This is a genomic window from Streptomyces solicavernae, from assembly GCF_029968095.1.
GTDB classification, from domain to species: Bacteria; Actinomycetota; Actinomycetes; order Streptomycetales; family Streptomycetaceae; genus Streptomyces; species Streptomyces solicavernae.
The window spans coordinates 167,034-189,280 of record NZ_JASCIR010000006.1 but is presented as its reverse complement, the minus strand read 5'-3'; the positions used below and the strand labels follow the sequence as shown (position 1 = coordinate 189,280).

At 72.9% G+C, this 22,247-nt stretch carries 19 protein-coding genes; 8 read left to right on the top strand and 11 right to left on the bottom strand.

Annotated features, from left to right (window positions below):
* Positions 1-12: 12 nt before the first annotated feature.
* The 4 genes from QIS99_RS10375 to rsmI all read right to left on the bottom strand — a co-directional run bounded on the left by QIS99_RS10375 (position 13) and on the right by rsmI (position 3,859).
* Positions 13-1,308, bottom strand: coding sequence for a resuscitation-promoting factor (locus QIS99_RS10375; RefSeq protein ID WP_282512643.1), 1,296 nt, complete (start codon positions 1,306-1,308; stop codon positions 13-15).
* Positions 1,309-1,447: 139 nt separating this feature from the next.
* Positions 1,448-2,335: a TatD family hydrolase gene (locus QIS99_RS10370; RefSeq protein ID WP_282512641.1), complete on the bottom strand. Its 888-nt coding sequence runs from the start codon at positions 2,333-2,335 to the stop codon at positions 1,448-1,450.
* 23 nt (positions 2,336-2,358) lie between these two features.
* The gene (locus tag QIS99_RS10365; RefSeq protein WP_282512639.1) at positions 2,359-2,811 is read right to left on the bottom strand and encodes a hypothetical protein; all 453 of its coding nucleotides are present in this window, start codon (positions 2,809-2,811) and stop codon (positions 2,359-2,361) included.
* A 169-nt stretch (positions 2,812-2,980) separates the two neighbouring features.
* On the bottom strand, positions 2,981-3,859 hold the full coding sequence (gene rsmI / locus QIS99_RS10360) for a 16S rRNA (cytidine(1402)-2'-O)-methyltransferase (protein ID WP_282512637.1): 879 nt from the start codon (positions 3,857-3,859) through the stop codon (positions 2,981-2,983).
* A 155-nt stretch (positions 3,860-4,014) separates the two neighbouring features.
* On the opposite strand from rsmI, the gene QIS99_RS10355 reads away from it, so the two are divergent.
* The 4 genes from QIS99_RS10355 (at position 4,015) to QIS99_RS10340 (ending at position 9,197) form a co-directional block, all read left to right on the top strand.
* Positions 4,015-5,766 (top strand): dolichyl-phosphate-mannose--protein mannosyltransferase, encoded by a 1,752-nt coding sequence (locus QIS99_RS10355; protein ID WP_408909521.1) that lies wholly within the window; start codon positions 4,015-4,017, stop codon positions 5,764-5,766.
* Positions 5,767-5,923: 157 nt separating this feature from the next.
* Positions 5,924-7,696, top strand: a complete 1,773-nt coding sequence (locus QIS99_RS10350; RefSeq protein WP_408909520.1) for a penicillin-binding transpeptidase domain-containing protein — start codon at positions 5,924-5,926, stop codon at positions 7,694-7,696.
* Between the two features lie 98 nt (positions 7,697-7,794).
* Positions 7,795-8,349: a YbaK/EbsC family protein gene (locus QIS99_RS10345; RefSeq protein WP_282512635.1), complete on the top strand. Its 555-nt coding sequence runs from the start codon at positions 7,795-7,797 to the stop codon at positions 8,347-8,349.
* On the top strand, positions 8,346-9,197 hold the full coding sequence (locus tag QIS99_RS10340; protein ID WP_282512633.1) for a DMT family transporter: 852 nt from the start codon (positions 8,346-8,348) through the stop codon (positions 9,195-9,197). The genes QIS99_RS10345 and QIS99_RS10340 overlap by 4 nt, the downstream gene beginning before the upstream one ends.
* Positions 9,198-9,462: 265 nt before the next feature.
* Here QIS99_RS10340 and QIS99_RS10335 read toward each other — a convergent pair whose 3' ends face one another.
* From QIS99_RS10335 to QIS99_RS10320, 4 genes are read right to left on the bottom strand one after another with little or no spacing between them, the layout of a single operon-like run.
* A complete protein-coding gene (locus QIS99_RS10335) occupies positions 9,463-10,728 on the bottom strand; it encodes a serine hydrolase domain-containing protein (RefSeq protein ID WP_282512631.1) in 1,266 nt (421 codons plus the stop codon).
* A gap of 15 nt (positions 10,729-10,743) precedes the next feature.
* Positions 10,744-11,520: an energy-coupling factor ABC transporter ATP-binding protein gene (locus QIS99_RS10330; protein WP_282512629.1), complete on the bottom strand. Its 777-nt coding sequence runs from the start codon at positions 11,518-11,520 to the stop codon at positions 10,744-10,746.
* A complete protein-coding gene (gene cbiQ, locus QIS99_RS10325) occupies positions 11,508-12,269 on the bottom strand; it encodes a cobalt ECF transporter T component CbiQ (RefSeq protein ID WP_282512627.1) in 762 nt (253 codons plus the stop codon). The genes QIS99_RS10330 and cbiQ overlap by 13 nt, the downstream gene beginning before the upstream one ends.
* Position 12,270: 1 nt before the next feature.
* Positions 12,271-13,437: an energy-coupling factor ABC transporter permease gene (locus QIS99_RS10320; protein WP_282512625.1), complete on the bottom strand. Its 1,167-nt coding sequence runs from the start codon at positions 13,435-13,437 to the stop codon at positions 12,271-12,273.
* Between the two features lie 257 nt (positions 13,438-13,694).
* On the opposite strand from QIS99_RS10320, the gene QIS99_RS10315 reads away from it, so the two are divergent.
* The 3 genes from QIS99_RS10315 to QIS99_RS10305 all read left to right on the top strand — a co-directional run bounded on the left by QIS99_RS10315 (position 13,695) and on the right by QIS99_RS10305 (position 17,858).
* Positions 13,695-14,078: an SsgA family sporulation/cell division regulator gene (locus QIS99_RS10315; RefSeq protein WP_282512623.1), complete on the top strand. Its 384-nt coding sequence runs from the start codon at positions 13,695-13,697 to the stop codon at positions 14,076-14,078.
* A gap of 106 nt (positions 14,079-14,184) precedes the next feature.
* Positions 14,185-17,487, top strand: coding sequence for a S41 family peptidase (locus QIS99_RS10310; RefSeq protein ID WP_282512621.1), 3,303 nt, complete (start codon positions 14,185-14,187; stop codon positions 17,485-17,487).
* 101 nt (positions 17,488-17,588) lie between these two features.
* Positions 17,589-17,858: a hypothetical protein gene (locus QIS99_RS10305; RefSeq protein ID WP_282512619.1), complete on the top strand. Its 270-nt coding sequence runs from the start codon at positions 17,589-17,591 to the stop codon at positions 17,856-17,858.
* A 116-nt stretch (positions 17,859-17,974) separates the two neighbouring features.
* Here the strand turns inward: QIS99_RS10305 and QIS99_RS10300 are convergent, their stop codons facing one another.
* From QIS99_RS10300 to QIS99_RS10290, 3 genes are read right to left on the bottom strand one after another with little or no spacing between them, the layout of a single operon-like run.
* Positions 17,975-18,850: an SDR family oxidoreductase gene (locus QIS99_RS10300; protein ID WP_282512617.1), complete on the bottom strand. Its 876-nt coding sequence runs from the start codon at positions 18,848-18,850 to the stop codon at positions 17,975-17,977.
* Positions 18,847-19,785, bottom strand: coding sequence for an alpha/beta fold hydrolase (locus tag QIS99_RS10295; RefSeq protein ID WP_282512615.1), 939 nt, complete (start codon positions 19,783-19,785; stop codon positions 18,847-18,849). Before QIS99_RS10295 ends, QIS99_RS10300 begins: the two co-directional genes overlap by 4 nt.
* Entirely contained in the window at positions 19,782-21,329 is a 1,548-nt protein-coding gene (locus tag QIS99_RS10290; RefSeq protein ID WP_282512613.1) for a flavin-containing monooxygenase, read from the bottom strand. The genes QIS99_RS10295 and QIS99_RS10290 overlap by 4 nt, the downstream gene beginning before the upstream one ends.
* A 290-nt stretch (positions 21,330-21,619) precedes the next feature.
* Between QIS99_RS10290 and QIS99_RS10285 the strand changes: the two genes are divergently transcribed.
* The gene (locus QIS99_RS10285) at positions 21,620-22,240 is read left to right on the top strand and encodes a MerR family transcriptional regulator (protein WP_282512779.1); all 621 of its coding nucleotides are present in this window, start codon (positions 21,620-21,622) and stop codon (positions 22,238-22,240) included.
* The last annotated feature ends 7 nt before the right edge of the window (positions 22,241-22,247 follow it).

Here is a 22,247-nt window from a genome sequence, read left to right as displayed (position 1 = left end):
AGGGTAAGCGGGTCACAGCCGTGCCCCGCAGTGCGGCCAGGGGCTGGCCCCGCGCTGCACGTACAGCTTCTTCGCGCGGTACGTCTGCTCGGCGGGCGGCGCGTCCTGGGGGCGGCCCGAGCCGCCGAGGCTCTGCCAGGTGCCGGTGTCGAACTGGTAGAGGCCGCCGTACGTGCCGGAGGGGTCGACCGCGTCCGGGCGGCCGCCGGACTCGCACTGGGCGAGCGCGTTCCAGTCGAGGCCGTCGGCGCCCCGCACGCTGGTCGGCAGCGGCCGGGTGCCGACGAGCACGCGCTGGGTCCGCGGGGCGCGCACCACCTGCGAGTCGACCCGCCGCGGCCGCTGCCGCACACCGTTGACGGTGCGCAGCTCGTACGTGACGCGGCGCGCGCCCTGCCGGCCGGCGCGCTCGACGACCTCGGTGCCGCGGTAGAGCGTGGCGTCGTCGGTGCGCTGCACGTCGAAGGCGATGGGTTCCTCGCGCACCTCGCGGCTGCCGGTGACGCGCAGGACGGTGAGGGTCTGGCCGTCGCGCGGGAACGAGTCGGGCGGTACGGAGGTGGTGTCCTGGCCGCGCAGCGAGATCCCGGCCTCGGCGACGGCCTCGCGTACGGTCGCGGCGTTGGTGCGGATGGTGCGTTCGCGGCCGTCGGCCATCACGGTCACGGTGCGTTCGGTGCGGACTCGAAGCTCCAGGCCGTCGCGGGCGATCCGCTGCGAGCGGTCGACGGACAGGTAGGCGCCCTGCACGCGCACGCCGAGCCGGCGCAGCGCGCCCTCGACGGTCCGGGCGGTCGTCCACACCTGGCGGCGCTCCCCGTCGAGGGTGAGGCGAAGGAGCCGCCCGTACCGGATGACGACCTCGTCGCCGCTGGTCAGCGGGGTGTCGGGGGCGGGCGCGACGCTGTCGTGGGCGCCCGGGGCCAGGCCCTCGTCGGCGATGAGTTCGCCGACGTCGTCCGCGAAGGTGTGCAGGGTGCGGGGCCTGCCGTCGATGGAGAGCTGGACGGCCTTGTCCTTGGCGACGAACGCGGTGGTGCCGCCCGCGAGGAAGGCGACGACGAGGGCCTGCGGCAGCAGCCGGCGCAGCACCTCGGGGCGCTCGGCGCTCCGCTTGCGCCGGGCCGCCTGCTTGCGCCCGGCCGCCTGCTTGCGCCGGGCCGCGCGCCGGGCCTCGGCCCGGCTGCCCGCGACCGGGGCGGCCGGGGTGGCCAGGGTGGCCGGGGTGGGTTCGGCGGCGGGTCCGGCGGCGGGTTCGGCGGCGGGCGCGGGCGGTGCGACGGTCGGGCCGCGCCAGTCAAGGTTCACGACGAGCACTCCGGTGACGGTCCTGAACTCGGGCGAGCAGAACCTAGCGGAGTCGCGAGGCCGTAGTCACCCTCCGGACTCGTTCGGTCACATTGTGTCGCAGCGTTGCCCCGGGCTGCCGGACCCGGCGCATTATCGGTCAGTAATCAAATGCGCGCGCCGTGTTGGCGCGTACCGCCTCCGCCAGCGCGTCCTCGTCGAGGCCCTTGACCCGGGCCATGGCCCGCAGCGTGACCGGAATGAGATAGGGCGCGTTGGGCCGACCGCGGTAGGGCGCGGGCGTGAGGAAGGGCGCGTCGGTCTCGACGAGGACGAGTTCGCGGGGCGCCACGTCCAGGGCCTCGCGCAGCGGCCCCGCGTTCTTGAACGTGACGTTGCCGGCGAAGGACATGAAGTAGCCCTGCTCGGCGCAGATCCGGGCCATCGCGGCGTCGCCGGAGTAGCAGTGGAAGACGGTGCGCTCGGGGGCGCCCTCCTCCTTGAGGACCCGCAGCACGTCGGCGTGGGCCTCGCGGTCGTGGATGACGAGGGCCTTGCCGTGCCGCTTGGCGATCTCGATGTGCGCGCGGAACGACCGCTCCTGCGCGTCCTTGCCCTCGGGCCCGGTGCGGAAGTAGTCGAGCCCGGTCTCGCCGACGCCCTTGACCTGCGGCAGAGCGGCGAGCCGGTCGATCTCGGCGAGCGCGTCGTCGAGCGCGGCGTCCCCGCCGGGCTCGCGCGCGCCCTGCCGGGACCACCCGTCAGGATCCCCCAGGACGATCCGCGGCGCCTCGTTGGGATGCAGGGCGACGGTGGCGTGCACGGCCTCGTACTGCGCGGCGGTCTCGGCGGCCCAGCGGGAGCCCTTGAGGTCACAGCCCACCTGGACCACGGTCGTCACGCCGACGGACGCGGCGTCGGCAAGGCTCTCGGCGACGGTGGCCGACTGCATGTCGAGGTGGGTGTGCGAGTCCGCCACCGGAACCCGCAGGGGCTCCGGCAGCGGCGGCGGTGCGTCTTTGGCGTCCTTGACGTCCTTGGGGCTCATGCCCCGATCCTACGAAGGTCTGTTCAGCCGTCGTTCCTGTGCTGGTGCCGGAAGGGGTGCAGCAGGTCGGAGAGGTGCCAGTGGTGCCCGGACTTCCGGGCGGCGTCCGCTTCGGACTCCCCGGACTCCCCTTCGGACTCCGCTCCCTGGGTTTCGGCCGCGGACTGACCGGCGTACTCGAAGGGCTGCCCGGAGGCGATCTTCTGGACCGAGGACACCCGCCCCGGCCGCATGATCCGTACGACGTGGCCGCCGCAGTTCATGCAGGTGGGCCTGGTCAGCGGGGACGGCACCCGCCGGCCGTCGACCACGTACATCACGAATTCGTTGCCCGTGCCGTCGACGAAGTGCTCGATGTCGTACGACTGCTCCCAGCCGTGCCCGCAGCGCATGCAGGCGAAGGAGTACGACTCTTGAACGGTGGCTATGGCCTCGCGCGGCATACCCGTGGCGATGCGGCCGGTGGTCTCACTCATGCCAGCTCCTCTTGTCCCCTGGACAAGCACGTTCCGGGACGGTCGGTGTTGTCCCTGCTTCCAGTGGACTCCCGCGCCCGGAGGAGCGCATCAGGCCTGTCGAGATATTGGAGCGTTCTTGGCCTTCTCTATGCGAAAAAAGCCTGGTGCGCGGCCTGCGCTTTGCCTTTCACGATAGTCCTTTGCCGTCCGATGGCGCGCTGCGAGCGGCATTCTTTGCCGCGACCACCGCATCGAACACCTCCCGCTTGGGCAGGCCCGCGTCGGCCGCCACCGCGGCGATCGCCTCCTTGCGGCGCTCCCCCGCCTCCTCACGCACCTGGACCCGCCGCACCAGCTCGTCCGCGTCGAGCTCCTCGGCGGTCTCGGGGGCGCCCTCGACGACGACGGTGATCTCGCCGCGCACCCCTTCGGCGGCCCAGGCGGCGAGCTCGCCGAGCGGGCCGCGCTTCACTTCCTCGTACGTCTTGGTCAGCTCGCGGCAGACGGCCGCGCGGCGGTCGGAGCCGAAGGCCTCGGCCATCGCGGCGAGGGTGTCGTCGAGGCGGTGCGGGGCCTCGAAGTAGACGAGGGTGCGGCGCTCGTCGGCGACCTCGGCGAGGCGGGAGCGGCGCTCACCGGCCTTGCGCGGGAGGAACCCCTCGAAGCAGAACCGGTCCACGGGCAGCCCGGAGAGCGCGAGCGCGGTGAGCACCGCGGAAGGCCCCGGCACGGCGGTCACCCGGATGTCCCGCTCGACGGCGGCGGCGACCAGCCGGTACCCGGGGTCGGAGACGGACGGCATCCCGGCGTCGGTCACGAGCAGCACCCGCGCCCCGTCGGCCAGGGCTTCGACCAGCTCTGGCGTACGGGCGGCCTCGTTCCCCTCGAAGTACGACACGATCCGCCCGCCCGGCTGCACCCCGAGCGCCTGCGTGAGCCGGCGGAGGCGGCGGGTGTCCTCGGCGGCCACGACATCCGCCGACTCCAGCTCGGCGGCGAGCCGGGGCGGGGCGTCGGAGGTGTCGCCGATGGGGGTGCCTGCGAGTACGAGCGTTCCTGCTGTCACGGGGCCATCCTCGCAGGGATACGGGGGCGCCCTCGCGGCGGATGCGGCGGTGGCCCGCGGCGTGTGCGGCGGTGGCCCGCGGCGGATCGGGCGGTGGCCCGCCCGGGAGGCCGGTACCGCGGTGCTCGCACAGTCGCGTTCCCTACGATGGCGCGGTGACCAGTGCAGCGTCCACGACGGACTCCACCGACGCGCAAGCGGGCCGCCCGGCCGCCGAAGCCGCCGATCCGGCCCGGCCGCCGGCCTGGCAGCTGCGGCTGCGGCGGTTCGGGTACACGGCGGGCCCCGGAGCCGACGTCCGTGCCCGGCTGGTCCCGCCCTTCCCCGAGCCCGCCCTGCGCGTGTGGGCCGCGCTCGGGGTGGCCGCCTACCGGGTCGCGCCGATGAACCGGCTGCTCGGCTGGGTCGGCCCGCTGCTCGTCGCCCTGGTCGCGGGGGCCCTGCGGTTCTGGAACCTGGGCCGCCCGGACAAGGTGATATTCGACGAGACGTACTACGCCAAGGACGCCTGGGCACTGATCCACCGCGGTTACGAGGTGAACTGGCCCAAGGACTACAACGACGAGGTCATCCGGCTCGGCTCGGACGTGCCGCTCGGCACCGACGCCTCGTACGTGGTGCATCCGCCGGTCGGCAAGTGGGTCATCGGGCTCGGCGAGTGGATGCACGGCTTCACGCCGTTCGGCTGGCGGTTCATGACGGCGGTGCTCGGCACGCTGTCGGTGCTGCTGATCTGCCGGATCGGGCGGCGCCTCTTCCGGTCGACGTTCCTCGGCTGTCTGGCGGGCGCGCTGCTCGCGGTGGACGGCCTGCACTTCGTGATGAGCCGGGCCGCGCTGCTCGACCTGGTCCTGATGTTCTTCGTGGTGGCGGCGTTCGGCTGCCTGGTCGTGGACCGGGACCGGTCGCGGGCGCGGCTCCTGGCCCAACTGCCCGTGGACGAGGACGGGTTGGTCCGCCCTGACGCGGACATCGCCGAGACCGCCCGCCTCGGCCGGCGCCCCTGGCGGATCGCGGCCGGGGTCTGCCTGGGCCTCGCCTTCGCCACGAAGTGGAACGGCCTCTACATCCTGGCCGCGTTCGCCCTGATGTCGGTCCTGTGGGACGTCGGCGCCCGCCGCGTCGCCGGGGCCGGACGGCCGTATCCGACGGTCCTGAAGAAGGACGTGCTCCCGGCGTTCGTGTCGACGGTACCGGTGGCGATCGGCACGTACGTCGTGTCGTGGACCGGCTGGATCGTCACCGACGACGGCTACTTCCGGAACTGGGCGGCCACCGCGGGCAAGGGCGGCAACTGGACGTTCCTGCCGGACTGGCTGCGCTCGCTGTGGCACTACGAGTACGAGGTCTACCAGTTCCACATCGGCCTGACCTCCGGCCACACCTACGACTCCAACCCGTGGAGCTGGCTGGTCCTCGGCCGGCCCGTCTCGTACTACTACGAGTCCCCCGCGCCCGGCGTGGACGGCTGCCCGAAGGACACCGCCGGGAAGTGCGCCGCGGAGGTCCTCGCGCTCGGCACCCCGCTGCTGTGGTGGGCGGCCTGCTTCGCGGTGGCGTACGCGCTGTGGCGCTGGCTGCTGCGCCGGGACTGGCGGGCGGGCGCGATCCTGTGCGGCATCGCGGCCGGGTACCTGCCCTGGTTCGCGTACCAGGAGCGGACGATCTTCTACTTCTACGCCGTGGTCTTCGTGCCGTTCCTGTGTCTGGCCGTGGCGATGATGATCGGCGCGATCCTGGGCCCGCCCGGCTCGACGGAACGCCGCCGCATCGTGGGCGCGGTGGGCTCGGGCGTCCTGGTCCTGCTGATCTTCTGGAACTTCATCTACTTCTGGCCGATCTACACCGGGACACCGATTCCGGTGGATTCCTGGCGGGCTCGGATGTGGTTCGACACATGGGTGTGACCTGGAGCGGTGCGGGCCCGGCCACCCGGCCGGTGAGCGTGGTCACTTACGGCCTATAGGGTGCCCATTCGGCGGCCTGGCCCGGTCGGAGAGCACGGGCAATCCGCGAACGTACGGAGCATCCGCGAACCAAGCAGCTGTGGTCAGGAGAGAGCGCATGGAACCCGAGGGCGGGCGGCACGGCACCGGAGCGACGGGCGCCAGGAGCGGGATGCGCAAGGAGGCCAAGGTCACCCTGATCGGGGCCGCGGTCGTCGCCGTCGCGGCCGGCGCGGGCTTCACCGCGTACGCCCTGACCGGCGGCGGCTCCGAGAGCGGCGGCGCCCAGGGCGGCGACCGCACGGCCGCGGGCGAGCCGAAGAAGGAGCTGGGCCCGCCGAGCGCCGCCGAGGTGAAGTCGACCACCGCGAAGTTCCTCACCGCGTGGTCCAAGGGCGACGTGGCGGCGGCCGCCGCGCAGACCGACGACGCCGCGGCCGCCCGCACCGCCCTGACCTCGTACCGCGAGGACGCCCACCTCACGAAGGTCGAGCTGACGCCGGGCACGGCGAGCGGGCGGAAGGTGCCGTTCTCCGTGTCGGCCGTTGCCTCGTACGAGGCAACGAGCAAGCCCTTCACGTACGACTCCGAACTGACCGTCGTGCGCGACGAGAAGACCGACAAGCCGGTCGTGCACTGGCAGCCGTCCGTGGTCCACCCGGAGCTGCGCGAGGGCGACGTGCTGCGCGCCGACGAATCCGGGAAGCCGCCGATCAAGGCCGTGGACCGGGACGGCGCGGAGCTGAGCGCCGAGAAGTACCCCTCGCTCGGCACGGTCCTGGACTCGCTGCGCGAGAAGTACGGCGACAAGGCGGGCGGCGAGCCGGCCGTCGAACTCCGCATCGTGCGGGGCGAGTCGACCCAGAAGCCGGGCAAGTCGGAAGGGGCAGAAGAGTCGGACGAGTCGGACGAGTCGGGCAAGTCCGATGACAAGGCGCTGTCCGACAAGACGCTGCTCACGCTCTCCAAGGGCACCCCGGGCACCGTCGAGACGACGATCAGCGCGAAGGCGCAGGCCAACGCCGAGGCGGAGGTGGCCAAGCGGCAGGATGCCTCCGTCGTGCTGCTCAAGCCGTCCACGGGCGAGGTGCTCGCGGTCGCCAACTCCAACACCTCGGGCCTGAACATCGCGCTGCAGGGCTCCCTCGCGCCGGGCTCCACGTTCAAGATCGTGTCCGCGTCGATGCTCCTGGAGAAGGGCCTCGCGGGCATCGACAAGCCGCACCCGTGCCCCAAGTACGAGACGTACGGCGGCTGGCGGTTCCAGAACGTCGAGAAGTTCGAGATCAAGAACGGCACGTTCCGCTCCAGCTTCGCGGCGTCCTGCAACACGGCCTTCATCTCGCAGGCCAAGAAGCTCAAGGACGACGACCTGACCCAGCAGGCCCAGGAGGTCTTCGGGCTCGGCAAGGGCAACTGGACCAGCGGCGTCTCGACCTTCGACGGCCGGGTGCCGGTGCAGTCCGACGCGCAGATGGCCGCCTCGCTGATCGGCCAGGGCGGGGTGCGGATGAACCCGCTGAACGTGGCGTCGTTCATCGCCACGGCCAAGACGGGCACGTTCCGCCAGCCGTACCTGGTCTCCCCGGAGGTGGACGGCCGCACCCTCGCGACGGCGCCGCGCAAGCTGAAGCCCTCGGCCCAGGCCCAGCTGAAGGAACTCCTCACGTACACCGCGACCTCCGGCTCGGCCGCCGCAGCCATGTCCGGGCTCGGCCCCGACATCGGCGGCAAGACCGGCTCCGCCGAGGTCATGGGCCAGAAGAAGCCCAACGGCTGGTTCACCGCCTGGCGCGGCGACCTGGCGGCGGCCGCGGTGATGCTGGAGGGCGGCCGCGGCGGCTCGTCCTCCGGACCGCTGGTGGCGGCGGTGCTCAAGGGCGGGGCGTAGGGCCTGTCCGGCGGACCTTCGCGGGACCGGGCGTGGCTGGTCCCGCGGGCCGGATGGTGGTCGCGTGCTGAGTACACGTACAGCTAGCGTGTGCGGCCATGACCAGCTCAACCGGCAACACTGCCCACCCCCGCTTCGCCGAGGCCCTGCGTGACCTCGGCCTGGAGTCCGTCCTGGCCGAGGTCCGCGCCTTCCCGGACGCCACCCGCACCGCCGCGCAGGCCGCTCAGGCGGTGGGCTGCGCGCTCGGCGAGATCGTGAAGTCGCTGATCTTCGCAGCGGACCAGGTCCCGGTCCTGGTCCTCATGGACGGCGCCTCGCGCGTCGACATGGAGCTGGTCCGGCGGGAGCTGGGCGCCGAGAAGGTCACGCGGCCGAACGCGGACGTCGTACGGGAGACCACCGGGTACGCGATCGGCGGGGTGCCGCCCTTCGGGCACCGCACCCGCACCCGGGTCCTCGCCGACCGCGGCCTGCTCGACCACGACGTGGTGTGGGCGGCCGCGGGCACCCCGCACACCGTGTTCCCGATGGACCCGAAGGAACTGGTCGCGCACGCGGGCGCCACGCTGGTGGACGTCCGCGAGGTCCGCGGGACGGGCGAAGTTCACGGGACTCGCGGGACGGGCGAGGTTCGCGGGACGGTCCGATGACGCCGCTCGTGGCCGGGGCCGTCGTCCTGGCCGCCGTCACGCACGCCAGCTGGAACGCGATGGCGCACCGCATCAAGGACCAGTTGGTCGCGTTCACCCTGATATCCGGCGGCGGCGCCCTCATCGGCGCCGTCCTCGCCTGCTTCGCCCCGTTCCCGGCCGCGGGCGCCTGGCCGGCCCTGATCGCCTCCGCGGTCCTGCACGTGGCCTACCAGGCGCTGCTCATGCGGTCGTTCAGCCTCGGCGACTTCGGGCAGATGTATCCGATCGCGCGCGGTACGGCGCCGCTCGTCGTGACCGTCGCCGCTGCCGTCTTCGTCGGCGAGCGCATCGACGGCTGGCAGCTGACCGGTGTGGCGGTGTCCTCCGCCGGCCTCGTCGGCCTCGCCCTGTGGGGCATCCGCGGCTCGGGCCGCCGCCCGCACTGGCCCGCGCTGCTCGCCGCGCTCGCGACCGGGCTTTCCATCGCCGCGTACACGGTGGTGGACGGCGTGGGCGTACGCGCCTCCGGCACTCCGCTCGGCTATATCGCCTGGCTGATGATCCTGGAGGGCGTCTCGATCCCGGCGTACGCGCTCTACCGGCACCGCTCCCGGCTCCCGGAGCTGCTTCGCCCGCACGCGGTCCACGGGCTGCTCGGCGCGGGCCTCTCGGTGGCGGCGTACGGCCTCGTCCTGTGGGCCCAGACCCGCGCGGCCCTCGCGCCGATCGCTGCGCTGCGGGAGTCGTCGATCATCGTGGGGGCGGCGATCGGGGCGGTCTTCTTCAAGGAACGGTTCGGGGCGCCGAGGATCGCGGCTGCGGGGTTGATGGTGGTGGGGATCGGGCTGATGCTGCACGCGGGGTAGGGCTGGGCAGGGCGGTTCTTCTTCCCCTCCCCGCCCCTTCCCGAAGGCTGGATTCAGCCCCGAAGGGGCTGGCCTTCAGGGGCGCGGGGAAACTGCGCGACCAGCCACGACGGCACGGCAGACGGCAGACGGCAGACGGCAGACGGCAGACGGCAGACGGCAGACGGCAGACGGCAGACAGCAGACAGCGCAATGAAAGCCCCTCCGGCGTTTGAGGAGCGGGGGCCGGGGCGGAGCCCCTGGGGGTGCCCGAGTCGACCCCGACTCAGCCGACGACCTGACGTACCGCCCGTACCAGGGCCTGCGCCCGCGGATCCCCCGTAACCCCCTGCTGCAACCCGTTCGTCACGTACCCGAACCCCACCCCCGACTCCGGGTCGGCGAACGCGAGGGGCCCGCCGCGGCCGGGGTGGCCGAAGGAGCCGGGGGCGAGGAGCGGGGACGACGGGCCGTGCAGCATGTAGCCGAGCCCGAAGCGGGTGTTCACGACGAGCACCCGGTCGGGCCCCGCCGACTCCTCCGTACGCGCGAGAGCGACCGTCGCGGGCGCGAACAGCCGGGCGTGGCCGTCGACTTCGCCGATCAGCGAGGCGTAGAAGCGGGCCAGGGCGCGGGCGGTCGCGATGCCGTTGGAGCCGGGGAGCTCGGCCGCACGGTAGGCCGCGGAGTTCTCCTCGGGTGCGCTGAGCGCGGCGAACGCGCGGCGGGTCAGCGACGACGGGTCGGCGTAGGCCTCCGCGACGTTCCGCTTGGGCCGCAGCCGCAGCACGCCGCCGCCCGCCCGGGGCTCGGGCGGCGCCACCGGGCCGACCCGGCCGACGCGGCCGGCCACGGCGGCGGGCAGCCCGAGCCACAGGTCGAGGCCGAGCGGCCCGGCCAGCTCCTCGGCCAGCCAGGTCCCGAGGGTCCGCCCGGTCACGCGGAGCACGAGTTCGCCGAGGAGCCAGCTGTACGTCTGCGCGTGGTAGCCGTGGTCGGTGCCGGGCTCCCAGACGGGCGGCTGCGCGGCGACCGCCGACGGCGCCGCGTCCAGCCCGGCCATGGAAACCGGCCGGTCGAGCACGGGCACGCCCGCGCGGTGCGACAGCAGGTGCCGGACGAGGGCGCGCTCCTTGCCGTGGGCCTTGAACTCGGGCCAGTACGTGGAGACCGGGGCGTCCAGGTCGAGGAGTCCGCGCTGGTGCAGGAGGAGCGGGACGGCGGCGGCGACGCCCTTCGTCGCCGAGCGGACTATCTGCGCGGTGCCCTCCCGCCAGGGCTCGCCGCCGTCGACGTCCCCGTCGGCTTCCCGGATCGCTTCCCGGTTCGCTTCCCCGTCGGCTTCCCCGTTCGCGTCCCGGGTGCCCGCCCACAGGTCGACGACCTTGACGCCGTCCCGGTAGACGGCGACGGCCGCGCCGCGCTCGCCGCCCTCGGTGAAGTTGCGTACGAAGGCGTCCTCGACGGGCTCGAACCCCGACGCCACACTGCCCTGGACGTCCACGTCCGTGCCCTTTCCGTCCCCGGCGCCCCGTCGGCGCCGGTCCTCCATGGTGCCAGTGCCGGGTCAGCGAACCGGCGGGGCGGGGTGGAAGCCGTACGGCAGCTCCAGTCGGTGGGCGCGCATCAGCTCCGGGTCGGCGAGCAGCTCGGCGGTGGGCCCGTCCGCGGCGATCACGCCGTCGCTGAGGACCAGCGCCCGCTCGCACAGCTCCATCGCGTACGGCAGGTCGTGCGTGACCATCAGCACGGTCACGCCCAACGACCGCAGGATCTCGGCAAGTTCGCGCCGCGAGGCCGGGTCGAGGTTGGAGGACGGCTCGTCCAGGACCAGGATCTCCGGCTCCATCGCGAGCACCGTCGCCACCGCCACCCGTCGGCGCTGGCCGAAGGACAGGTGGTGCGGCGGCCGGTCCGCGTATGCGGCCATGCCGACCCGGTCGAGGGCGCGCTGCACCGAGGCTTCGAGCTCCGCCCCGCGCACCCCCGCCGCGGCCGGGCCGAACGCCACGTCCTCGCGCACCGTCGGCATGAAGAGCTGGTCGTCCGGGTCCTGGAAGACGATGCCGACGTTCCGCCTGATCTCGGCGAGGTGGTCCCGGGCGACGGGCAGCCCGGCGACCCGCACACTGCCCGCGCCGGCGGTGAGGATGCCGTTGAGGTGCAGGACGAGCGTCGTCTTGCCGGCGCCGTTCGGCCCGAGCAGGGCGACCCGCTCGCCCCGCCGCACGGTGAGGTCGACGCCGAACAGGGCCTGGTGGCCGTCGGGGTAGGCGTAGGCGAGGCCGGAGACCTCAAGCGAAGGCGGCGGAGCGGCAGAGGTGGAAACTGTCACAGGAACCATCCCAACAGGCAGATCAGGAGCGCCGCACAGGGCAGCGCGAGGGCGTACGCCCACTGGGCGCGGGTCGCCGTGGCCACGTCGATGACCGGCATGGTCCCGGCGTAGCCGCGGCTGACCATGGCGAGGTGGACGCGTTCGCCGCGTTCGTAGGAGCGGATGAACAGGGCGCCCGCCGACTTGGCAAGGACGCCCCAGTGGCGGACGCCGCGCGCCTCGAAGCCGCGGGACTCGCGGGCGATCCGCATGCGCCGCAGCTCGTCGGTGACGACGTCCCCGTACCGGATCATGAAGGCGGCGATCTGGACGAGCAGCGGGGGCAGCTTGAGGCGCTGCAGGCCGAGGAGGAGTGCGCGCAGTTCGGTGGAGGCGGCGAGCAGGACGGAGGCGGCGACGCCGAGGGTGCCCTTGGCGAGGACGTTCCAGGCGCCCCAGAGTCCGGAGACGCTCAGCGAGAGGCCAAGGACCTGCACTCGCTCGCCCTGCGAGACGAACGGCATGAGCAGGGCGAACGCCACGAACGGCACCTCGATGACGAGCCTCCGCAGCAGGAACCGGCCGGGCACGCGGGCGGCGCGGGCGACGGCCGCGAGCAGCAGCGCGTACCCGGCGAAGGCCCAGACGGCCTCGCGCGGCGTGGACACGACGACCACGACGAAGGCGAGGACGGCGGCGAGCTTGCAGTGCGGCGGCAGCGCGTGCACGGGGCTGTCCGCGTGCCGGTAGAGCCGATGCGCGTGACCCGATCCCACGTCAGCCCGTCTCGTCCGTGCGCGCCGCGGACTCGGTGCGCGCTGAGGACTCGGTGCGCGCTGAGGACTCCGTGCGCGCTGCGGCTTCCGTACGACCAGTCGCTTCCGTACGACCAGTCGCTTCCGTACGACCAGTCGCTTCCGTACGACCGGCCGCTTCCGTACGGCGGCGGCGCACCGTCCAGAAGACGCCGGTGCCCACCACGATCGTCGCGGCCACGCCGATCACGCCCGCGAGGCCGCCGGAGAGCCGGGCGTTCGCGATGTCCTGGACGCCGTAGTCGGCGAGCGGGGAGTCCTTCGCGGCGTGCTCCTCGACCTTCCGGTCGATGCCCTGGTCGGCGGCGACCTTCTCCAGGCCGTCGGGGCTCGCGGAGGCGTAGAAGCTGACGAAGCCCGCGAGCAGCAGGGAGGTGACGAGCCCGGCGATCCACACCTTGCGGGGTGAGCGCGGCGCGGGCGCGGGGGTCGCCGGGGCGGCGTCGACGAGTTCGCCGCCGACGCGCAGCTTCAGCGGGGCGGTCAGTCCGCGCGCGCCGTGCACGAGGTCGGGGCGTACGGCGATGACCGCGCCGACGGTGGCCGTGGTGATGACGGCCTCGCCGATCCCGATGAGGACGTGCACGCCGACCATCGCGGTGAGGACGGTGCCGGCGGGGACGTCGGTGGTGCCGCCGACCGCGTACACCAGGGTGAAGAAGGCCGCGGCTGCGGGCACGGAGAGCAGGGCGGCGACGAAGGCCGCGACGGTGACCGAGCCGCGGCGGCGCGGCAGCACGGCGAGCAGTCCGCGGAAGGCGAAGGAGGCGACGAGGACGGTGACGACGCCCATGGTGGTGATGTTCACGCCGAGCGCGGTGAGCCCGCCGTCGGCGAAGAGCACGCCCTGCATGAGCAGCACCACGGATATGCAGAGCACTCCGGTGTACGGGCCGACGAGGATCGCGGCGAGCGCACCGCCGAGGAGATGGCCGCTGGTGCCCGCGGCGACCGGGAAGTTGAGCATCTGCACGGCGAACACGAAGGCGGCGACGAGCCCGGCGAGCGGCGCGGTGCGCTCGTCGAGCTCCTTGCGCGCGCCCTTGAGGGACACGGCGACGGCGCCCGCCGCGACGACTCCGGCTACCGCGGAGGCGGGGGCGTCGATGAATCCGTCGGGGACATGCATGGCGACTCCGCTGCTGACCGGTGGGCTGCTCGGCCGGACACCCGCGGGTCCCGGCCGTTCGACCGTCCGATGATAGGGGCCTTCCTGCAAAGGGGTTGCAAAAGCTCCAAGAGGTCAGCAAGACCCCCGCGCTCGGCGCGATGTGACCGGCGCGACGCCCGGACCCCCTGGAGCAACCACCGAAAAATATGGGACATTAGGCATGTAACGCAGCAAATACGGCGTTCGTTCGGGTGCCGTGAGCCGAAGGAGCAGCGATGTCCGCCGTGGTCGAGCAGCACGCCCGGGCCCACCTCGTCACCGACGCCCCGGACGGTCACCGCGCGATCCGTGTCGCCCTGCGGTACGACCCCTCGGCGCAGAGCCCGAGCATCCACATCGCGCTGCCGGGTTCGCCGGGCCAGGCGGAGTGGGACCTGCCGCGCGCGCTCCTGGAGAAGGGCCTGCGCACGCCGGCCGGCAGCGGCGCCGTCCAGGTCTGGCCGTGCGGCCGGGTCCAGGCCGTGATCGAGTTCCACGCCGAGGGCGGGGTGACGGTGCTGCAGTTCGACTGCGTCGCCCTGATGCGCTTCCTGCGCCGGACGTACGCGGTCACCGCCACCACCGCCACCGCCACCACCGCCACCACCGCCACCCGATAGGGAGCGCCTCCCGAAGGCCCCCTGTGAGGCCGGGGCTCACCAATGAACCGCGCCGGGTGCCGAGTCTCAGGTTGCCGCCCCCTTCGTACGGGAAAAGCATGGTGACGTGAGAGACGCCGCATACCTCCGCTTTCCGCATCTGCACGGCACCGCCCTCTGCTTCGCCGCCGAGGACGATCTCTGGGTGGCGCCCATCGCCGAGGAGGGAGCGGTCCCCGAACGGGCCTGGCGGCTGACCGTGGACCGCACCCGGGTCGGCCATCCCCGCTTCTCCCCCGACGGCACCCGGATCGCGTTCACGACCTGGCGCAGCCTCGACCCGGAGATCCATGTCGTCCCGGTCGCCGGCGGCCCCGCCACCCGGCTCACCTACTGGGGCAACACCGACACCAAGGTGTGCGGCTGGTCGCCCGACGGCGACGTCCTCGCCGTCGCCTCGCACGGCCAGCCCTTCTCGTACTTCACCTGGGCCTACTCGGTGCACCCCGACGGCTCCCCCGGCGGCAAGCTGCCCTGGGGCCCGGTCGACGACATCGCCGTCGGCGAGCTCGACGGGGAGCGCCGCACCCTGCTGCTCACCGGGCGGCCCCCGCACGAGCCGGCCGCCTGGAAGCGGTACCGCGGCGGCGCCACCGGACGGCTCTGGCTGCACGGCGAGCGGCTGCTGCCGGACCTGAGGGGGCACTTCTCCAGCCCGATGTTCGTGGGCGGCCGGATCGCCTTCCTCTCCGACCACGAGGGCATCGGCAACCTCTACTCCTGCCGCCCCGACGGCTCCGACCTGCGCCGCCACACCGACCACGACAGCTTCTACGCCCGGCACGCCTCCAGCGACGGCGAGCGGGTCGTCTACCAGTGCGCGGGCGAGCTGTGGATCGTGGACCAGCTGACCCCCGACTCCGAGCCCCGCAGGCTCGACGTCCGCCTCGGCGGTCCCCGCGCGGGCCGCCGCGTCTACCAGGTCCCGGCCGCCAGCAACCTGGACGCGCTCGCCGTGGACGAGACGGGCCGGGCCAGCGCGGTCGTCGTCCGCGGCAGCCTGTACTGGCTCACCCACCGCGACGGCCCGGCCCGCACCATCACGGACACCCCGGGCGTACGGGTCCGGCTGCCGGAGATGACCGGCTCGGGCGGCCAGGTCGCGTACATCACCGACGCGGACGGCGCGGACGCGGTCGAGATCGCCTACCTGCCGCGGGCCAGCGGCGACCGGGAGCCGCGCCGCCTCGCCTCCGGCGAACTCGGCATCGTGCAGGAGATGGTCGCCGACCCGGACGGGGAACGCCTCGCCATCGCCTCCAACGACGGGCGGCTGCTGCTCCTCACCGTGTCCGAGGACGCGGCTGACGCCGCGGGGGCCGAGGAGCCCGGGGGCACCTCCCGGACGGAGTCCGGGGGAGGCGAGGTGACCGAGCTGATCCAGTCGATCAACGGGCCCGTGCGCGACCTCGCGTTCTCGCCGGACGGCGCCTGGCTGGCCTGGTCGCACCCCGGGATCGGCCGGTCCCTGCGCCAGATCAAGCTGGCCCGGATCAAGGACCGCACGATCGTCGACGTCACCAACGGCCGCTTCGAGGACGAGAATCCGGTGTTCACACGGGACGGCCGCTATCTGGCGTTCCTGTCCTGGCGCGGCTTCGACCCGGTGTACGACGTGCACACCGGCGACCTCTCCTTCCCGCTCGGCTGCCGCCCCTATCTCGTACCGCTGTCCTCGGCGACGCCCTCGCCGTTCGCGCTCTCGCCGCACGGGCGGCCCGCGGCGGGCGGGCTCGATCCGGACGAGAGCGCGGGCGACAGCACCACCGTCACCGTGGAGACCGAGGGCCTGGAGAACCGGGTCACGCCGTTCCCGGTGGCCGCGTCCAAGTACTCCGCGCTGCAGCCGGTGAGCGGCGGCGGCCTGGTCTGGATGCGCTGGCCGATCTCCGGCGCGCTCGGCGAGACCTTCGCCAACCCGACCGACACCTCGGGCCGGCCCAGCCTGGAGCACTTCAACATCGCCAAGGCCCGCAGGACCGAACTCGTCGACCACCTCGACATGTTCGCGGTCAGCGGCGACGGCAGCCGCCTCGTCGTCCTGGACGAGGGCGAGCTGCGCGCCGTGCCCGCCACCGAGCCCGGCGACGGCGACTCCACGGTCTGGATCGACCTGCGTCGCATCCTGCACGAGGTCGACCCGCCGGCCCAGTGGCGCCAGTCGTACGCTGAGGCGGGCCGGATCATCCGCGCCTACTTCTGGGACCCCGGCATGTGCGGCGTCGACTGGGACGCGGTGCTCGACCAGTACCGCCCGCTCGTCGAACGGGTCGCGTCCCCCGACGAGTTCGCCGACCTGCTCCGCGAAGTCCTCGGCGAGCTGGGCACGTCGCACGCGTACGTCTCGCCCGCGCGGCGGAACGAGGGCCCGCCGCACTACCAGCGCGCCCAGGGCCTGCTCGGCGCCAACCTGGTCTGCCGGGACGGGAGTTGGCTGGTCAAGCGCATCCTGCCCGGCGAGTCCTCCGACTCCAAGGCCCGCTCGCCGCTCGCCGGCGCCGGCATCCGCGAGGGCGCGGTGCTCACGCATGTCGACGGCCGGCCGGTGGACCCGGTGACCGGCCCCTACCCGCTGCTCGCGGGCGCGGGCGGTACGACGGTCGAGCTGACCTTCGTTCCGGCCGAGGGCGAGGGGCACGCCCGGCGCGTGGCGGTGGTCCCGCTGGTCGACGAGCGCCCCCTGCGCTACCAGGACTGGGTGGCCAAACGCCGGGATGTCGTACGGGAGTTGAGCCACGGCAAGTGCGGCTATCTGCACATCCCGGACATGGGCGGCTCGGGCTGGGCCCAGTTCAACCGCGACCTGCGCATGGAGATGTCCCGGCCCGCCCTGATCGTGGACGTACGGGGCAACGCGGGCGGCCACATCAGCGAGCTGGTGGTCGAGAAACTCACCCGCACGATCCTCGGCTGGGACCTGACCCGCAACGCCCAGCCCGTCTCGTACGCCTCAAACGCCCCGCGCGGCCCGGTCGTTGCGCTCGCGGACGAGGCGACCTCCTCCGACGGCGACATGATCACCGCCGCGTTCAAGCTGCTCGGGCTCGGGCCGGTGGTCGGGCAGCGCACCTGGGGCGGCGTGGTCGGCATGACCGGACGGCACCGGCTCGGCGACGGCACGGTCATCACGGTGCCGATGAACGCCGCGTGGTTCGACGCGTACGGCTGGGACATCGAGAACAAGGGCGTCGAGCCGGACCTGGAGGTGCTGCGCACCCCGCTCGACTGGGCCGAGGGCCGGCACGCCCAACTCGACGACGCCGTAAGGCTCGCGCTCGACCTCCTGGAACGGCACCCGGCGGCGGCGCCGCCCGACCACTCCGACGTACCGGACCGGCGGCGGCCGAAGCTGCCGCCGAGGAGCCTGTGACCTGGCCGGTCACACAGCGCCATGGGTCGAAATGCGGCTTTCATTCCCCCGTGCCAGGCTGGGTCACGCCCCACCCCACTACCTCTCAGGAGTGAAAACACATGGGCATGAAGGACCAGTTCAACGAGAAGTCCGAAGAGCTCCGCAACAAGGCCAAGGAAGCGATGGGCGGCTCGCAGGACGAGCAGCAGCAGGAGCAGCAACAGCGCGGCCAGCAGGAGCAGCAGCAGCGCGGCCAGCAGCAGGAGCAGCAGCAGGGCGGTCAGCAGACCCGCGAGCAGGCCTCGGAGCGCACCTCGGACCTCCGCGACGAACGCGAGCGCACGACGCAGGAACAGCAGGACCGGTTCGACCAGGACTACGAGTCCTGACGCTCGCGACAGGAACGTGAGAGTGCGCCCGTACTTTCGAGTACGGGCGCACTTTCGTCGTACGTGCACCTGCGGTGCCGCCGCTTGGTGGCCGCTGTGCCCGCTGTGGGGCGCCCTCAGCCCCGACGGGCAGCGTCGTCCGCCGCACCCCCCGCCCCGACCAGCCCCTTGTCCACCTGCCCGAGCCGCGGCTCGAACCGCCGCATCTCCCGCTGCCCGACGGCACCGATCATCCCCGGCAGATACCCCCGCAGGGACTGCATCCCCCGCAACCACCACTGCGCATACACATGCGGAGCGCGCCGCTCGATCCCCGTCACGATCCGGTCGACGGCCGGGCCGAGCGGGTACGTCTTGTTGGACGGCCACGGCAGCCGCTGCCGCAACTCCCGCATCACGTCGTTCTGGTCCGCCCCGCGCACCATGTCCGTGTCGGTCCACGACAGATACCCGACGCCGACCTTCACGCCCTTGTAGCCGACCTCGGCGCGCAGCGAGTGCGCGTACGCCTCCACGCCGGACTTGGACGCGCAGTACGCGCTCATCATCGGCGCCGGGGTGAGCGCCGCGAGCGAGGCGATCTGCAGCAGATAGCCGCGCGACTCCATCAGCACCGGCAGGAACGCCCGCCCGGTCACCGCCGAGCCGATCAGATTGACCTCGATCACCCGCCGCCACGCCACCGGGTCGGAGTCGAGGAACGGGCCGCCGCTGGCCACACCGGCGTTGGCGACGACGATGTCGACCTTCCCGAACCGCTCCTTGACCCCCTGCGCGACCCGCGCCATCGACTCGTGGTCGGTGACGTCGGCGTGCCAGTGGTCGCTCTCGCCGGGCAGCCGCGCCGAGACCTGCTTCAGCTCGTCCGGCTCCAGGCCGACGAGCGCCACCTTGGCCCCGCGCGCCGACAGCTTGCGGGCGAGCAGCTCCCCCACGCCGCGCGCCGCACCGGTGACGACGGCGACCTGCCCCTCCAGGCTGACCTTGCTCATGCGCCCTCCCTGACCTTCTCGCTTCGTACGTACGTACCGACCAGCTCACGGATCTTCCCGGTGACCGCCTCCGGCGCCTCGACCGGGGTCATGTGGCCGAGCCCCGCCAGCTCGGTGAGGCCCACGCAGTTCGGCAGCACGGCGGCCAGGGTGCGGGAGTGCACGGCGGGCGTGAGCCGGTCCGCGGCGCCGACGAGCACGGCGGCCGGCACGGTCAACTGCCGTACTTCGGCGGCCACATCGAGCGTCTCCAGGACGTGCGACCAGCCGTACCGCACCCGCCGCGGGCAGGCGTGCACGATCCGCGCGCAGGCCTCGACCTTGTCCGGCGCGGAGCCGGGACCCATCGTCGCGAACTTCAGCACCTTCTTGCCGACGGGCGTGACCGGCCCGAGCGGGGCCCGCGAGCCGAGCACGGACTTCGTCAGCCGCCTGCGCACCTTGCCCGCGCGCATCGGGACGACCGTCGCCTCGTCGAGGAGGTTCCAGCCACCGGTGCTGCACAGCAGTACGGCGGCCGCGTGCTCCCGCAGCTTCGCCCGGCCCGCGGCGGCCATCAGTGTCATGCCGCCCATGGAGTGCCCCACGAGCACGGCCTGCTCGCCGGGTGCGAGGGTCGCGGAGAGCACCGCCTCCAGGTCGTCGGCGAGCGCCCGGGTGCTGTACCCGTCGGGCACGGCGGGACTGCGCCCGTGCCCGCGCTGGTCGTACGCGATGACGCGGTGGTCGCGGGCCAGCTCCCGTATCTGCGCGGCCCAGAAGGCGGTCGAGCAGGTCCAGCCGTGGGAGAGGACGACGGCGGGCGCGGCGGGGTCGTCGAGAGGGCCGTGCACCTCGACGTGGATACGGGAGCCGTCCGCGGAGAGCGCGGTGAGCTCGCGGGCGGCGGCGGGCGGGGCGTAGGGCCCGTACTCGACGTGCATCAGTCGGCTCATGCTCCGGCCTCGGCCTTCTTCTTGCGGCCGGGCTTCGCCTTCCCCGCCGGGGCTTCCACGGGCTTCGGCGCCCGGACGACCTCGTACTCGCCGAGGTCCACGCGCCTGGTGGCGGCCCGGAACTCGGTGGTGGTGCCGGGCCAGACGGTGGTGTTGACGCCGTTCTCGTCCAGGTACCAGCTGGTGCAGCCGCCGGTGTTCCACACGGTGCGCTTCATCCGCTCCTGGACCTTCGCGTTCCAGGCGGCGACTGCGGCGGGCCTGGCGTCGAGGGCCGCCTCGCCGCCGAGGACGTCCAACTGCCGCATGTAGTCGGCGAGATAGTTCAGCTGGGCCTCGATCATCAGGATCATCGAGGAGTTGCCGAGCCCGGTGTTGGGGCCGATGACGGTCAGGAAGTTGGGGAAGCCGTCGACGGCCGCGCCGCGCATCGACTGCACGCCGCCCTTCCAGTGCTCGGCGAGCGGGATGCCCTCGGCGCCGATGACGCGCTCCGCGATCGGCATGTCCGTGACGTGGAACCCGGTGCCGAAGATGATCGCGTCGACCTCGGTCTCGGTGCCGTCGGCGGCGACCAGGGTGTTGCCCCGCACCTCGGTGAGGCCGCTCGCGACGACGTCCACGTTGGGCTGGGCGAGCGCCGGGTAGTAGGTGTTGGACAGCAGGATGCGCTTGCAGCCGATGCGGTAGTCCGGCGTCAGCTTGGCCCGCAGCGCCGGGTCCTTGATCGCGCGCCGCATGTTCGCCTTGGCCAGGGACTCGACCAGGCCCAGCTCGTTCGGGCGCTTGGTGAACGCCTGCACCTGGAGTTCCCGGATGCCCCAGAGCACGCCGCGCCGCGCCTGCGTGGTGAACGGCAGCTGCCGGTGCAGCCAGCGCTCGGCGCCGCTGATGGCCCGGTCGGCCCGCGGCATGACCCAGGGCGGGGTGCGCTGGAAGAGGGTGAGGTGGCCGACCTCGCGCTGGATGGCCGGCACGATCTGGATGGCCGAGGCGCCGGTGCCGATCATGGCGACGCGCCTGCCGCGCAGGTCGTAGTCGTGGTCCCAGCGGGCCGAGTGGAAGACCTTGCCGTCGAAGGAGTCGAGGCCGGGGATGTCCGGCGTCTTCGGGTCGGAGAGCGGCCCGGCCGCCGAGACGACGACGTCGGCGGTGAGGCGTCCGCGTACCGTCTCGATCTCCCAGCGCAGCTCGCCGGCGTCCCAGCGCAGCTGCGTCACCTCGGAGTTGAAGCGGATGTGCGGCCGCAGCCGGAAGACGTCCGTGACGTGTTCCAGGTACGCCCGGATGTGCTCCTGCCCGGAGAAGGCGCGCGGCCAGTCGGGGTTGGGCGCGAAGGAGAAGGAGTACAGGTGCGAGGGCACGTCGCAGGCGCACCCCGGATAGCTGTTGTCCCGCCACGTGCCGCCCACGGAGTCGGCCCGCTCCAGGACGACGAAATCGGTGATGCCCTCGCGGCGCAGCCGGACGGCGGCACCGAGCCCGCCGAACCCCGACCCGATCACCGCCACCCGCACGTGCTCGCGCTCCTCCTGCTCGGCCATGCCGCCGCCTCCCGCACTCCACGACTATGCCAGTGATTACTGGCGCAATGGGGAGACTAGAGCAGCCCCTTACTCATGGGTAGGGGTTGAACGGAAGAAGTTACTGGCGGTACGCCCGCCTGTTCGCACACCGGCCCGTACACCGGCCCCGCACACCGGTCCGTACACCGGCCCCGTACACCGGTCCGTTGCACCGCCCCCGTACACCGGTCCGTACGGCATCCCGTCGGACGGTGCCGCTGACATAGGGTCGAGTCGTGCCCGAAGAACCGGAGACCCGCGAGTACCGCATGAACGAGCTGGCCGCCGAGGCCGGCATCACCGTGCGCACCCTGCGCTTCTACCGCGAGCGCAAGCTGCTCCCGCCGCCCCGCCGCGAGGGCCGCATCGCCTGGTACGACGAGCACCACCTGGCCCGCCTGCGCACGATCACCGCACTCCTGGAACGCGGCCACACCCTCAACGCCATCGCCGACCTCACCGACGCCTTCGAGTCGGGCCGCGACGTCGGCGAGATCCTCGGCCTGGCCGGCGCCCCCACCGAGGAGACCCCGGTCCGCCTCACCCCCGAGGAGCTGGCCGACTACTTCGAGGGCGAGGTCACCACGGAGAACCTCCAGGCGGCCCTCGACCTCGGCTACATCGGCACCGACGGCGACGAGATCGTGCACATCAGCCGCCGCCTGCTCGACGTCTCGGCCGCCCTCGTACACGAAGGCGTGCCCCTCGCCGAGGTCCTGTCGGCCGGCCGCCGGGTGCGCGAACACGCCGACGCCATGGCCGAGTTGTTCCTGGACATCCTGCACAGCCACGCCCCCGAGTCCGACCCCGGGAAGCTGCGCCCGCTCGCCAAGGCGGTCGTGGAGGCGGAACTCTCCCTCGCCATGGACCGCCGGCTCGGCGCGCCCTGAGACCGGG

Bases quoted from the DNA above. Each gene is read 5' to 3' on its own strand.
- QIS99_RS10370 (WP_282512641.1), bottom strand. From the start codon at position 2,335: ATGAGCCCCAAGGACGTCAAGGACGCCAAAGACGCACCGCCGCCGCTG.
- QIS99_RS10365 (WP_282512639.1), bottom strand. From the start codon at position 2,811: ATGAGTGAGACCACCGGCCGCATCGCCACGGGTATGCCGCGCGAGGCC.
- QIS99_RS10350 (WP_408909520.1), top strand. From the start codon at position 5,924: ATGGAACCCGAGGGCGGGCGGCACGGCACCGGAGCGACGGGCGCCAGG.
- QIS99_RS10345 (WP_282512635.1), top strand. From the start codon at position 7,795: ATGACCAGCTCAACCGGCAACACTGCCCACCCCCGCTTCGCCGAGGCC.
- QIS99_RS10340 (WP_282512633.1), top strand. From the start codon at position 8,346: ATGACGCCGCTCGTGGCCGGGGCCGTCGTCCTGGCCGCCGTCACGCAC.
- QIS99_RS10335 (WP_282512631.1), bottom strand. From the start codon at position 10,728: ATGGAGGACCGGCGCCGACGGGGCGCCGGGGACGGAAAGGGCACGGAC.
- QIS99_RS10330 (WP_282512629.1), bottom strand. From the start codon at position 11,520: ATGGTTCCTGTGACAGTTTCCACCTCTGCCGCTCCGCCGCCTTCGCTT.
- QIS99_RS10320 (WP_282512625.1), bottom strand. From the start codon at position 13,437: ATGCATGTCCCCGACGGATTCATCGACGCCCCCGCCTCCGCGGTAGCC.
- QIS99_RS10315 (WP_282512623.1), top strand. From the start codon at position 13,695: ATGTCCGCCGTGGTCGAGCAGCACGCCCGGGCCCACCTCGTCACCGAC.
- QIS99_RS10305 (WP_282512619.1), top strand. From the start codon at position 17,589: ATGGGCATGAAGGACCAGTTCAACGAGAAGTCCGAAGAGCTCCGCAAC.
- QIS99_RS10300 (WP_282512617.1), bottom strand. From the start codon at position 18,850: ATGAGCAAGGTCAGCCTGGAGGGGCAGGTCGCCGTCGTCACCGGTGCG.
- QIS99_RS10295 (WP_282512615.1), bottom strand. From the start codon at position 19,785: ATGAGCCGACTGATGCACGTCGAGTACGGGCCCTACGCCCCGCCCGCC.
- QIS99_RS10290 (WP_282512613.1), bottom strand. From the start codon at position 21,329: ATGGCCGAGCAGGAGGAGCGCGAGCACGTGCGGGTGGCGGTGATCGGG.
- QIS99_RS10285 (WP_282512779.1), top strand. From the start codon at position 21,620: ATGAACGAGCTGGCCGCCGAGGCCGGCATCACCGTGCGCACCCTGCGC.